This is a genomic window from Marinicella rhabdoformis (assembly GCF_009671245.1).
GTDB classification, from domain to species: domain Bacteria; phylum Pseudomonadota; class Gammaproteobacteria; order Xanthomonadales; family Marinicellaceae; genus Marinicella; species Marinicella rhabdoformis.
In genome coordinates, this window is sequence record NZ_VTFS01000001.1 from 203,329 (window position 1) to 216,721 (window position 13,393).

Below are 13,393 nucleotides of genomic sequence, written 5' to 3' on the forward strand. Positions count from 1 at the left end.
AGCGCTTTTTTTATGCATGTCCCGTCTTGAATTAATGTTCCACACTGATTATTTCACAATAACTCAATCAGATTGAGACCTGTAAAGTATTTTGTTGATAATATAAAATCACCTAAATGCCCTAAATTAGTCATAAACCGCGGCACACTTCACAGCTTATTTCTGCTTCAAGGCGTAGAATAACTTATTTGGTTTTGGGGTGAGCGCAATGAACACATTAACAAAAACAATTTTTCTACTGACGTTTTCGGTATCAGTTTTTGCTGGGAGCGTTAACATCAACAACCCCATCATGTTTGTCACCCAATTTCCAATAGCAGAAGACTTTGCTACCATTGGTTCAACTTTTGCCAACCACATTACACGCATGAACAGGGTCGCTCGTGGCGGTGATTTGTATATCCGCTACCCAGATGGCACATTGCGCAATTTAACTCGAGAAGCGGGTTTTGGTGTTGTTGGCCACCAAAATGAAAACGCCATTGCGGTTCGCGATCCTTATGTGCATTGGAGTGGCAACAAAGCACTGTTCAGTATGGTCATCGGCGCACCTGAACAATACGATTACAATCCCTATTATTGGCAAATTTACGAAATCTCTGGATTTGGCCAAGGTGAAACCATAAACATCGCCCGTGTCAATGGGCAAGCCAGTACTTACAACAACATCACCCCCATCTACGGGTCTGATGATGCCATCATTTTTACATCAGACATGCCAAGAACAAAAAACCGATTCAACTACCCACAACACGACGAATACGAATCAACCCCGACCAATACTGGCCTTTGGAAACTGGTTAACGGCCACCCCACATTGATGCAACATGCACCCTCAGGCTCATTCAGCCCTTTTATCGACAGCTTTGGTCGTTTGGTTTTCACCCGCTGGGATCATTTACAAAGAGACCAACAAGCTTCACCAACAAACTACGACGGCCGATTCAACTACAGTAACGAAAATCCAGGAGCCACTCCGCTTAATACGATTGAAGAGGTCTTTCCAGAACCACGCCCTGCTGAAACATCTTTGTTACAAGGCACAAATCTGATCGGTAACCGCATCAACCATTTCTTCCCATGGCAATTGAACCAAGACGGCACCGAAGAAGAAACATTGAACCACGTTGGACGACATGAATTTCACAGCTATTTCGACCGCAGCATGAATGATGATGGTAATTTAGTTGAATTCATTCCAGGCATCAGCAGACCAAACCAGAACAGCATCCTCAACACTTTTCAAATGGACGAAGACCCGAACCAAGCAGGTCGTTACCTCGCCATAGAAGCACAGGAATTCGGCACACATTCAGGCGGCCAATTAATTGCCTTTAATCTGCCTGTCGGAGCAAACCCAGCACAAGTTCAAGTGGACTACCTCAGCCACATAGCCACACGAAATTTTGTCCTTGATGGTGGTAATGTACCACCCGAGCACGTCGGATTTTTCAGAGATCCCATCACCATGCGAGACGGTCAAGTTTTTGCATCTCATACATCAGAAACCCACCAAGCTGGAAACGATGGCACACGTGCCAACCCACAACCTCGCTACGACTTCACCATCAAAAAATTGTCAATGAACCAAAGTAATTACATGATTCCAGACGAACGCCTTACCAGTTTAGGCAACGTCACCATCACATACTACGACCCCGATGTACTGGTCAATTACACAGGACCCTTGTGGGAGTTACAGCCTGTAGAAGTCGTCAACAGAACCGTACCACCGATGACCGAAGAAACCCTGCTCGACCCAGAAGCTCAAATTTTCGCTGAAGAAAGCATTGATGCCGATTTATTCAAAAGCTATTTAAGAACTAACAACCTCGCCGTCGCCGTGATGCGCGACGTCACCACCCGCGACGAATTAGACAAACAACAACCCTATAACCTCAAAGTCGCTGGCAGTCCTCACCAAACCATTGGAACAGGCGGCACCTTATATGAAATGTCACACATGCAATTCGTTCAAGCCGATCAAATTCGCGGCTCAGGCGGTACCGCAAATCCAGATGCCGGACAACGCGTCATAGCACAATTCCTCCATGACCCAAAAGCCATGGACAACAACATCCCACTTACTGGTGCACCTGAAGGCAGCGCAGAAATCTACCCAGACGGTTCAGTCGCCTACTTCGTACCCGCACGCCGCGCTGTCAGCTGGCAATCCTTAGCACCCGATGAAACGCCTGTCGTACGCGAACGTTACTGGATTACTTTTCAGCCCGGAGAAATCCGTGCTTGCGGTGGCTGTCATGGCGTCAATGAACAAGACCAAGCAGGACAACTGCCCTCAGTCATCAAACCCGAAGCCTTCAGACAACTGCTGCGCTACTGGGATGCTAACTTTGAAGACCTCATCTTCGCCAATAGCTTTGAAACCGATTGAATAAAACACAAGGCCGTAAGGTGGGCTCAAGTCCACCCTACATTTTTTAGATTAAATAAGCTTGCTTTTCAGGAATTTCACATCCCTTATGCCCTACTTTAAACTCAAAAGCAGTGCCTGTCTGATTATCGAAACTTATGCTGCTGTATTTGAAAAACCAGTCTGTTCTTATCACTGTAATTGATTGATACCAGTCTGGTAATCTGTGTACCAAGTTTTACCTTGATCTTTGCTGACCTGCAAGTCTCCATTAATACAACTTAAGTATATTTGCGAGGCGGTTGAGATTTCAGGGACAAATGTTGAGCACCTTTGTGGGATTGAACTGACCTTGTTGGCTTCATCATTGGGCAAAGCTTCATTAATAGAACCATAGTACAAATACAATTGATAGGGCTTCTTAAAGCTTTTTAGGCGGTAAGAACCTTTTTTATATCTTTTGATTGGACTGGAAATCAGAAACATGTTGTTTTCATCAACAACAAATACATCCCGAGTATAATTAAAACCACTGACAAAAAAATCCCTGGGCTTTCCTGAGTACACCTTTTTATCTTTTGAGCCGCTTGTCATTTGAATCGAAGTTTTATTGAATCCCAAACTTTTTTTCACTACATAGCCATTAGACTGAATTACGTCTTCATGTTGGTTATAAGCATCAACTCGGTAATTTATGTTTTCTAATTTATGAGAAGCCACTTCCCTTAAATTAGAAAAATTTGAACTTAACTCGTAAGTATATCCCCTTCTACCAGGCATATGAACTGACAACTGTATCACTTCATCTGTGACTTGAATATTCATGACACTCGCTTCAATTGGTAACAAATCCAAAGAACGCCAACTCATCAAATCTTCACTGAAAAGTACAGCACCATATTCACCTCCGATGACATAACCATTAGCGACTTTGGCGATGGCATTGTATTGTTGCACCCTGCCCGTATTGAACTGTTGCCATTGACCAGCTCCAACCTTTCTAGAAATCAAACCATGTCGGTGCAGCATGATACGTTCTTCACTGTTTTGCTGATAAAAATATTTAAAAGGCAGACCACTCATAAGTTCAGGTGGTTGTATAGAACCTGATTTATCTACTTCAGGCTGATATAAAGCCACACTTGAAAATATGCTTTTATATTTATTCAAAAGTAAAGCCGCTAAATCTAAACCATCATCTTGTACTTGTACCATGGAAAACGACTTAACTACGCTATAATTATTAATACCATGATGCTGAGGAAAGAGTAATACGGTTCCCACATCCGTTATCTGATTCAGCACCACTTCGAAGGCAACTTCATTATGATTCGCTTTAACCGCATGAGTTTCATGGAAAATAACACAGCCAGCATACTCGGTATCTTCATAAACATCTTCAACCACATATCGACCTGGTTTTAAATATCCACCAAACACCACTGAGGCATACTTTCTAGCGGCATTAACAGGCAACAAACGAAAAGACTTGCCACTACTTACATTTTTTACCGTAACAAAATCCCAGTTTGACAAGCCGCGTTGATAATTAGAATTGGTAGAAATTTGTAATACTACCAGCCCATGTTGTGTACCATCAAAAGATTCAATCTTTACTACCTTATCACCAAATAAACCTGCATTCGCCCCAAAAACAAGCAGCAGCAGTAAAATCAAGAGCCCTTTTTTTATCATAATCAATCCTATTAAGTGAGTACCAATAAATGGCAAATTCAATCTGTTATTGTATAATTTATCGCGGTTTTTTTGGGTGGATAATTAAGCATTTTTCACTTCTCTCACCAGCATCTTAATGCCCTAAAGACCCAACATTTGAAAGGAATACTCAGCTTTGTAAGGTGGGCTTTGCCCACCACATTAATTGGTGATATTAGTTAGTAAAACCACCTAACGATTTATCGAAAATTTTAACTCTTGTTGTCCCGTGCCGCAAATTGGAACTTAAAAACCATCACCCACATATTGCTCAACACGTCAATCAAAGGCCGAGTTTTTTCTTTAAATAATCACTGGTCAAATGTTTGGAAATGTCCATGGGATCACATTGTGTTTTACCAGAATTGACCGCAATCGGTCCAATTTGATTCGCCACTTTCAATGCCGCTTGGTTCAAAACCACACTCCTTTTCCCTATCCCCATCAGTGCACCACCCATAGACAAATGAACACTGCTGTCTTCATCTTTATAAGAACCTTCTATCTGATTGATAAAACTCATAAAATACGTCTCATCAGGCGCAGCTTTCTTGGTTGATTTAGACAACTCATAAACAAAACCATAAGCACAACGTCGCCTGACAGGATCATCACTTTCAACCCACTTACTGGCCATTTCATCAATAAATTTCGTCTTCGCCACCGGCGCACCACAAGCCGAATATACATGCACCATCATGCCAAAATCCAAATCCTCAACCTGCGATTCCATTTGCTCAGTTGTAATCAACTTTGGATCATCAATCAAAACCCCAATCACTTTCATGTCATAACAATCACTGGCCCACAAATCCATCGCCAAATCATGATCCTTACCCACCTGCTTGGCCAGTTTACGCAAAACAGTCAACCCAATACCAAAACTGCTGTAAGGACTGTCAGGAAACATCTCCTGCCAATTATCAATTCCCCGCTGATTCTGATTCGCCTCCAACAACGCCAACACACTCGCTTTATCCATACCACCACCCCAAAATTAACCAATAAATTAACCAACTAATACTATACGCCACCCAAACTAATTTCATAAACTTAAAAAGCAAAATTTGGTAGGGTGGCTTTGCCTACCACAGCATACCGTTGCAGAACGTTATCTCATTTTTTGGAGTAAATGTGAAGATTTTGAACAATTGCTTATGGCTTGAAATGCCTACAAGGTTTTTTCTCGTTCCTCAATCTCCTGATTGGGAATGCATAGTGCTACTGAAGTCTTAAAGGCCTTACTGAGGGAATGCATAGAGCTACTGCTGCCCTAAAGGCGCAACTGTTGGTAAAAATGCACAGAGTTTTTTATGCCAAACAGCCTCCTCAAGGGTTTCGACAAGCTCAACCATCTTGAATTAAAATTTTTGGGGCGGGCTCTGCTCACCACAGTCATACCATTCAACAACGGTATCCAATTTTGTAGGGCGGGCTCTGCTCACCACGTAACATAGCAATATTGGTGGACAGAGCCTACCCTACTATTTTACTGAGCTTGCAAGCTATTATGATTTTTTCGCTGAGAAGCAGGGGAATTTAATTTTGATTTTTGGCTTTGAGGCTGTCCTCTGATTTGACATTTTAAGACACTTTTTTTAGCTTTATTCTGCCGTTGAGTTGCAATCAAATGGAAAGGAGATCTTCGGGTCAAGCCCGAAGATGACGTTAGGTGGGAATGTCAGTTCTATGCTAGGTCCTTCGGCTTCGCTCAGGATGACAGGATTTTTTTGAGCTATTACCGTCATACCGTTGCAGAACGGTATCCAGTGTTTTGAAATAAGTGTTGTAATCTTGGGTAGTGACGTATGGAACGCTTCGCGTTGTTTGCTATGCAAACTGGATACCGACCTACGTCGGTATGACGGTAGATAGGAATTGGTGGGCGGAGACCACCCTACTTTTTTGTGGGTTGGTGTATGAGGTCCTTCGGCTTCGCTCAGGATGACAGGATTTTTTTCAATCAAAGCCATTGGCGAAGATGAAGTCGATGATGTATTCGTAGGCACCGATGTCGAGTGTGCCGTCGTTGGGTCTTATTTGGGCGTTTTGGTGTTTGAGGTAGCTTTGGGTTACGTCGTGGTCTGGTAGCAAGGATTGCGGGATGGTGTCGCCTTGGTCTATGACGGGTGCGCTGGTTGTGAGGCCGTAGTCTTGGGTGTTTTCGTTGAGGAAGCCGGGGGCGGTTCCGGTGAGGTTGAAGCCTTGGTTGTTGACGCTGCCGTTGATGGTGTCGTGGCTGTTTCTGTAGTCGGTTTTTATCCAGTTGTGGTGGTAGTTGAACGTGCCGTTACCGCCCATCAAGGCCAAGCGGTTACCTGAGGCTGTGCCGTAGTAGATGTTATTGAAGGCTTCTATGGTTTCGTCATTGGTAGACAGGCGCACCCATGTGGTGTTTCCGCTTCGTGTTGAGACCAGTGTGTTGTTGTAAAAATAGAGTGTGCCTTTGCGGTAGTCAGCGATAATGTCACCGTCGCCACCGTAATGGACCATTTGTGAATTACCTGCACCATCGGGCTCTATCAAAATGTTGCCATATACATGAGTTGTGCTATAGCTGGGGTGGTTGACCAGTACAGATGAGTCTTCGGCATCGACCAAGTCGAGTTGTCTGTTGCCGCTTTCAATCCAGTTATACCGCACCACCAAGCCTGCCGAACGGTCTTTGAGGTTGTTTCCGCCTGCACCCTGTCTCAATGGGCCAAAGCGGTTGTACTGGAATGTGATGTCAATGGCGGCTGAATAATTGTTGTGTTCATAGAATCTGTTGATCACGCCGTTACCATGGATGTGGTTTTTTTCTATTAATATGTGCTGTGTTTGGCCACCATTGGCACCGATGAACAGGCCGTTTCCTGAGTCGGTCAAGGTGCAGTTGCGGATGGTTAGGTTTGCTGCTTTTTCGACGTAGATGCTGGCGGCGTTGTTGCTGTAGCTTTCTGTGCCGCCTTGGTCATTGGTGAAGCTGTAATCGACATAGCCTGAACGCACTTCGAGGTTGTCGATGATGATGTGTTGTGGCAAGCCGTCGCTGGGTGTGTTTGAGCCACCGATTTTTATCACACCACGTTTTTCGTTCCAAAAGTTAACGCTGGAAACGGTTGTTGCACCATTACCGTCTATCACGGGCTGCTGTCCTTGTGGCCCGTTGACACCGATGATTTCAATGGGGTTTTGGGCGGTACCCTGAGCATTTATAACCCACTTTTCTTTGTAAGGTTGATTGCGCCAGTGGATATACACGCGGTCCCCTGCTTGTAAGTTGGCCCAGTTGACGTCGTCAATTTGTGACAGGGCTTGGTTCGGCCCAATGCGGTAATCGGTTGATTGTGCTTGGCCCACAACAAATTGAATTGTGATCAACAACGCGGCCCAAATTTTCAAGTTATGTTTCATATACACCTCAAATACTGAAAAACAGCTTAGCATTTGAGGTGCTTGTTTTTTGTTAATCTAATCTCAATTACGAGAATGAGGCATTCTATTCAAAAGTGTCCTGCATGTTTTCGATACTGGCCTCTACTTTTCTGGGTTTTGAAAAATAGGCAATGTGGTAAACCGCCTCACCTTCTTGCACCAATGGAATGTTTTGTTTACCTATGATGATACCGTCTGCGTGGCTGTGAATGTAGGAACTGACATCGCCCAAAGGCTTTTTAATTTCCGCCAACACATCACCTTCTTCGACACGATCACCCAGTTCTTTTTTGTGAATCACAAACCCACTGTCTGAAGCCCTGACCCAACCACTGTTACGTGCGACAAAAGGTTCCACAGGGGCTTTTTTGCTTCGCAGCTTGGGTAGCATGTTCAAATGGCGCAATACATTGGTGATGCCTTTGACGCCAACTTTGATAGACAATTCATCAAAGCGCAGTGCTTGTCCTGCCTCGTATAACAACATCGGAATACCATATTCAGCGGCACATTGTCGCAATGAACCGTCCCTCAAATTTGAATTAACCAATACCGGTACAGCAAAGGCTTTGGCCAAGCCAAAAGTCACTTCGTCATCTAAATTGGCCCGAATTTGCGGCAGGTTACTGCGATGAATGGCCCCCGTATGTAGGTCAATTCCATAATCGGATTTTGACACCACTTCTTGCATAAACAAGTGGGCTATGCGACCGGCCAATGACCCTTTTGCAGACCCTGGAAAGCAACGATTCAAATCACGGCGATCAGGCAGGTATCGGCTTTGGTTCAAAACACCGTAACCATTGACCATCGGTACAGCGATTAAAGTACCCTTCAGTGAGTTAATCGTTTTACTTTTAATCAACCTGCTGATGATTTCTATGCCGTTCAGTTCATCACCATGTATCGCCGCACTGACGAATACTGTGGGCCCCGGTTTTTTACCGCGCTTGACATAAATCGGTATGTTCATGCTCGTGTCGGTATACAACCGAACCGTCGGCAGCTCTATTTTCTTGGTTTCGCCTGGCAATATGTCATGCCCACCAATAACCAGCACATCTTCTGTTTTATTCTGTTTAGCCATTCAGCCTAATCCTCTAGAATAATAGAACACAAACCATATGTGTTCAGCCCATCGATTATAAAGTTAAAATTTCAAATTAAACAGCTTATTTATTCGCCAGATAGCACAAACAGTGAAGTGTTTCATCCGTTCACGACATGAGTTGTTAATTCGTACTTAATATTTTTTTAATTATTTAGGTGTTATAGTTATGACACTCTTAAAATAGAAAAAACATGCCAAGAATTTTATTTATTGTTGCTGCTTTGATGTCGTTTGTTGATGCCAAGGCGCAAAACATCAACATTCAACCCAGCTCACCCAATGATGAAAGCCTGATTTCGATAATTACTGCTTATAGTTGCGATATTAATACCGAAAGCATGACCCATTCAATCAATGGTTTTGTCATTGAATTTGATATTGAAGTGGATTACATTTTAAACAACCCGCTTTGTATGGTGGATCCACCGCCACCGCTGACTTACACTTATCCAATCGGTCAATTACCCGCCGGTGATTATGAATTCATTTTAAACACCACTTTCTTGTTCGATAACAGCGTCAGCCAAAGGTCATTCTTTATCACTGTTGGACCGGCCCCTGCTCAAGTGCCATTAAACAGCAGCCTTCTGATCTTTTTGGTTCTTGGTTTCAGTTTCATTTGGTTTAGAAAAAGCAGCTAATGACTCTTAGTTTCATGAGATTTAACTGACCATAAAAGGTATTTGTATCGGTCAGTTAAATTAGCCAATTAAATTAATCTGCCAGAATCAAGTTATAAAAAAGTACCGACCCTTTTCAAACCTTCAACAAAGGCCGATGGGCGCCAATGCATCCACACCATGCGTGCTTTACCAACGATATTTTGTTCGGGTATTAAGCCAAAAACCCGGCTGTCGGCACTGTAATCACGGTTATCACCCATACCAAAATAATGCCCTTGTGGCACCACCATTTCAGTGAACTGGAACGGGTGGCTAATGCCATTGGCGGTTAACATTTGGTGAGATTCACCGTCGATGGTTTCGGTTTTTTCTAGCAGGCCAGTTGGGCTGATGTCATCAAGAAAGCCTTGGTAAGCTTTGGTTTCAGTTTGGCTTAAAGCTTCACCATTGATGTAAACCATTTTGTCTCTGGCATCGTATTTCACATGATCTCCGGGCAAAGCCACGACGCGCTTGATGACGTCAATTGATGGGTCTTCAACTGAACGGAAAACGAACACATCGCCGCGTTTAGGCGAACCCGTTTCAATCAAAGTGTTATGAAATACCGGCATTTTCAAACCATACGAAAACTTATCGACCAAAATAAAGTCACCGGTGTATAAAGTCGGCATCATCGAAGAGGAAGGGATTCTGAATGGCTCGAATGCAAAACTTCTGAATGAAAACACCACCAACAACACGGGTAAATATGCCCCAACTTGGGCACTGACCCTGCCCCATTTATTCAATTTTTTTGTTCTTCTCTTTTGGAATTGATAAACACCCCAAGACAGCAATGTCACAAGAAATGCTAAAAATATCACTGCTTCGTAATCAAAATGTAATTGGGCAAAATGTAATTGGCCAAAATCTACTTGTCCCATGGTTTCCTCTCTTTTCAGTTTAATTAAAGAGGTAGAGCCTGAAACTTGACCATTGGTTCACCTAAGCAAGACCATTTGCTGATAAAGTGACTTTTGGCATAAATGTGATGCTCTTATTTATTGCATCAAACTTTAGCCTTCTTCAATATCAAAGTATTTCTCGAGTTGTTTGATTGCCACTTCATTTTCTAACAAATAAGCCAAATCCAATGCGTCCATGTCATCATCATTCATCTCATAAACATCTGCACCACGAGCGATTAAATGATCAACAATGCCGGTGTGTTCATTGTACATTGCTGAAGCGGCCAAAATACTGTTATTATTCAAAAGCTTGGCATCCAAATCTGCACCCAGTTTTAACAATTTATCAATCACTTGCGTGCTTTTGTTGTAACTGGCTGCACCAGACAAAGGTGTACCTAAGAAAATACCGTCCGCTTCATTAACAGCGGCACCACGTTTCACCAAAGCTTCAATGATTCTGACGTCTTCTACTCTAGTCGCTGCCCACATCAATACAGGACCGTTTGAATTCCCTGGTTTGAGTGCTTCTTCGGGAATGGCAGCCACATCTTCCAGTGTCGCCTTTTCCCAGTAGGCTTGTGTACTGAATTTTTTGTGTGGATTCATCAACCTCATCGCTCCCAATCCGACACCAATAATGACAATCAACAACAATAATATAAGTTTCGGATTAACCATGTGATTTTCAAGCGTGAAGAAGAGACATCAGCATAATAGCATGTGTGGTTTTATGCAAATGGTTGCATAGCAGTTACGCTGTGCTTTAAAAATTTTTCAACAATGGTTTTATTGTAGGTTGGCTCAGCCCACCAATGTAGCCAAAAGAAACCAAAATGGTGGGCGGAGCCCACCCTTGTATGCTACCGCCCATGCTTTTGACTTGAATGCCTCAGTTTTTACATAAAAAAACATAAATCCCTATGCATTCCCACGCAGGAGCGTGGGGAACGAGTTGAGGTGCTCACCCACCCACCTGCCAAAAGACTTCATCTTGGTCATTCAGGGTTCGGGCCAAGACAAAGAGGTAATCTGACAGGCGGTTTAGGTACTGTGTGGCTTCGGGTTCAATTTCGTATTCTTTAGCCGCTTTCCATGTTTTGCGTTCGGCACGGCGGCAGGTGGTTCTGGCCAAATGGCATTGGCTACCGGCGGGGTTGCCTGCGGGCAGGATGAATTGTTTCAATGGCGAGAGGTTTTCTTGCATTTCATCAATCCACTGTTCTAATTGAACGATATCTTCCTTTTTGATCAAGTTGCCTTTGTATTGCGCGACTTGAGCACCTAAATCGAACAGTTTGTGTTGAATGATGGACAGTTGTTCGTCTATGGCTGAGTTGTTGCCCATGGTTGAATTTAAACTGCGCACCACACCGATGAAGGCATTGGTTTCATCGATGTCACCAATGGCGTCACACAAGGCGTCACTTTTGGCAATTCTGGTGGCGTTGGCTAATCCTGTTTTTCCGGCGTCGCCAGATCGAGTGTATATTCTTGTCATTATCCTATGTTTTTCCTTGCTTTGTACTTGAATAAAGTTGGGTTTAAATTTTGTCCTTAATTATAGTTTTTACTTGCTTTAAAACCAACAAGCCATTGACTCTTGAGCCGCTGTTAGAATTATTTAATAGTTTCATTAAACTTTGGTTGCAGTGACTTAAGGCTGTAATGTATAGTTCGCTCAATTTTTTTGCAATCATCAGGGCGGACAAAGATGAAAAAAACCATATTGAATGATGCACACCGCAAAGCCGGTGCCAAGATGGTCGACTTTGGTGGATGGGACATGCCCATCAATTACGGTTCACAAATCGAAGAACACCATGCAGTTCGTCAAGATGCAGGCATGTTTGATGTCTCTCACATGACGGTTGTCGATGTGACTGGCGCACAAGCCACAGATTTCTTGTATAAATTGTTGGCCAATGATGTCACCAAGATGAACATCAACCAAGCCATGTACAGCACCATGTTGAATGAACAAGGTGGTGTGATTGATGACTTAATAGTTTACAAGCTGGCTGATGACAACTACCGCGTCGTAGTGAATGCCGGCACCCGTGACAAAGACATCGCGTGGTTTGAGAAGCAAATCACTGCTTTTGATGCCCAAATGGTTGAGCAACAACAAGCGGCAATGATCGCCGTTCAAGGCCCAAATGCCATCACCAAATTGCAACCTTTGATCGATGTCGATTTAACTGACACCAAACGTTTTTACGCTAACTATAACAATGAAACCTTTGTCGGTCGCACCGGATATACCGGTGAAGACGGTGTTGAGATCATCATTGCCCCTGAGAAAGCAGAAGCCTTGTGGGATCAGCTGATTGCTGCGGGTGTCAAACCTTGTGGCTTGGGCGCACGTGATACCTTGCGTTTAGAAGCAGGTATGCACTTATACGGTCAGGACATGGATGAGCACATCACACCATTAGAATGCGGCTTGGCTTGGACCATTCGCAAAGATGATGACAGTTTTATTGGAGCCAGCGCCTTGGCTGAGTTAAAATCGAAGGGTGTGGATAAAAAATTAGTCGGTCTGGTCTTACAAGACCGTGGCATTTTACGCCATGACCAAACATTAAGTGACGAAGCAGGTAACGCCGGCATCATCACCAGCGGTGGTTTTTCACCATCCACAGAAAAAGCCATAGCCATGGCTGTAGTTGATAAAAGCATGACAGGTACTGTGAATGTTCAAATTCGCAAGAAGTCTTTGCCTTGTCAAATTGTCAAATTACCTTTTGTCAGAAATGGTAAATCATTAATAGAAGCCTAATAGAGGCTTAACAGAGGATCAATCATGAGTTACGTACCAGATAATTTGTTATACACAGCCAGCCACGAGTGGTTAGAAAAATTAGACAATGGCAATTACAAAATCGGCATCACCGAATTTGCTCAAAGCCAATTGGGCGACATCGTTTTTGTAGAATTGCCTGAAGTCGACGAAAGCTATGCACAAGAAGACGAGTGTGGTGTTGTTGAATCTGTGAAAACAGCGTCTGACATCTACTGCCCTGTTGCAGGCACAGTAACCGCTGCCAATGATTCATTAGAAGACACACCTGAGTTAATCAACGATTCTCCGTATGATGACGGTTGGATTTTTGAAGTGGAAGTAGCTGATGATGCCGATTTAGGCCACTTGATGTCAGCAGAAGATTACCGCAACTCTATCGCAGACGAAGATTAAAGC

General features: G+C 43.5%; 11 protein-coding genes. 4 read left to right on the forward strand and 7 right to left on the reverse strand.

Annotated features, from left to right (window positions below; genetic code table 11):
• Positions 1 to 208 precede the first annotated feature (208 nt).
• On the forward strand, positions 209 to 2,395 hold the full coding sequence (locus FET73_RS00925) for an HzsA-related protein (RefSeq protein WP_154222040.1): 2,187 nt from the start codon (positions 209 to 211) through the stop codon (positions 2,393 to 2,395).
• A gap of 171 nt (positions 2,396 to 2,566) precedes the next feature.
• On the opposite strand, the gene FET73_RS00930 is transcribed toward FET73_RS00925, so the two are convergent.
• From FET73_RS00930 to FET73_RS00945, 4 genes are all read right to left on the reverse strand, one after another.
• On the reverse strand, positions 2,567 to 4,069 hold the full coding sequence (locus FET73_RS00930; RefSeq protein ID WP_154222041.1) for a hypothetical protein: 1,503 nt from the start codon (positions 4,067 to 4,069) through the stop codon (positions 2,567 to 2,569).
• A 304-nt stretch (positions 4,070 to 4,373) separates the two neighbouring features.
• Positions 4,374 to 5,072, reverse strand: coding sequence for a DNA alkylation repair protein (locus tag FET73_RS00935; protein WP_154222042.1), 699 nt, complete (start codon positions 5,070 to 5,072; stop codon positions 4,374 to 4,376).
• Between the two features lie 977 nt (positions 5,073 to 6,049).
• Complete coding sequence (locus tag FET73_RS00940) at positions 6,050 to 7,486, reverse strand: polysaccharide-degrading enzyme (protein ID WP_154222043.1); 1,437 nt, start codon at positions 7,484 to 7,486, stop codon at positions 6,050 to 6,052.
• Between the two features lie 85 nt (positions 7,487 to 7,571).
• Positions 7,572 to 8,594 (reverse strand): succinylglutamate desuccinylase/aspartoacylase family protein, encoded by a 1,023-nt coding sequence (locus FET73_RS00945; RefSeq protein ID WP_154222044.1) that lies wholly within the window; start codon positions 8,592 to 8,594, stop codon positions 7,572 to 7,574.
• 215 nt (positions 8,595 to 8,809) lie between these two features.
• Between FET73_RS00945 and FET73_RS00950 the strand changes: the two genes are divergently transcribed.
• Entirely contained in the window at positions 8,810 to 9,259 is a 450-nt protein-coding gene (locus tag FET73_RS00950; RefSeq protein ID WP_154222045.1) for a hypothetical protein, read from the forward strand.
• Positions 9,260 to 9,351: 92 nt separating this feature from the next.
• Here the strand turns inward: FET73_RS00950 and lepB are convergent, their stop codons facing one another.
• The 3 genes from lepB to FET73_RS00965 form a co-directional block, all read right to left on the reverse strand.
• Positions 9,352 to 10,167, reverse strand: a complete 816-nt coding sequence (lepB, locus tag FET73_RS00955) for a signal peptidase I (RefSeq protein ID WP_154222046.1) — start codon at positions 10,165 to 10,167, stop codon at positions 9,352 to 9,354.
• A gap of 132 nt (positions 10,168 to 10,299) precedes the next feature.
• Complete coding sequence (locus FET73_RS00960; RefSeq protein ID WP_154222047.1) at positions 10,300 to 10,872, reverse strand: ankyrin repeat domain-containing protein; 573 nt, start codon at positions 10,870 to 10,872, stop codon at positions 10,300 to 10,302.
• 283 nt (positions 10,873 to 11,155) lie between these two features.
• Positions 11,156 to 11,692, reverse strand: a complete 537-nt coding sequence (locus FET73_RS00965) for a cob(I)yrinic acid a,c-diamide adenosyltransferase (protein WP_154222048.1) — start codon at positions 11,690 to 11,692, stop codon at positions 11,156 to 11,158.
• Between the two features lie 213 nt (positions 11,693 to 11,905).
• Here FET73_RS00965 and gcvT point away from each other — a divergent pair, with 213 nt between their 5' ends.
• A complete protein-coding gene (gcvT, locus tag FET73_RS00970; RefSeq protein WP_154222049.1) occupies positions 11,906 to 12,973 on the forward strand; it encodes a glycine cleavage system aminomethyltransferase GcvT in 1,068 nt (355 codons plus the stop codon).
• A 24-nt stretch (positions 12,974 to 12,997) separates the two neighbouring features.
• On the forward strand, positions 12,998 to 13,390 hold the full coding sequence (gcvH, locus tag FET73_RS00975) for a glycine cleavage system protein GcvH (RefSeq protein WP_154222050.1): 393 nt from the start codon (positions 12,998 to 13,000) through the stop codon (positions 13,388 to 13,390).
• The last annotated feature ends 3 nt before the right edge of the window (positions 13,391 to 13,393 follow it).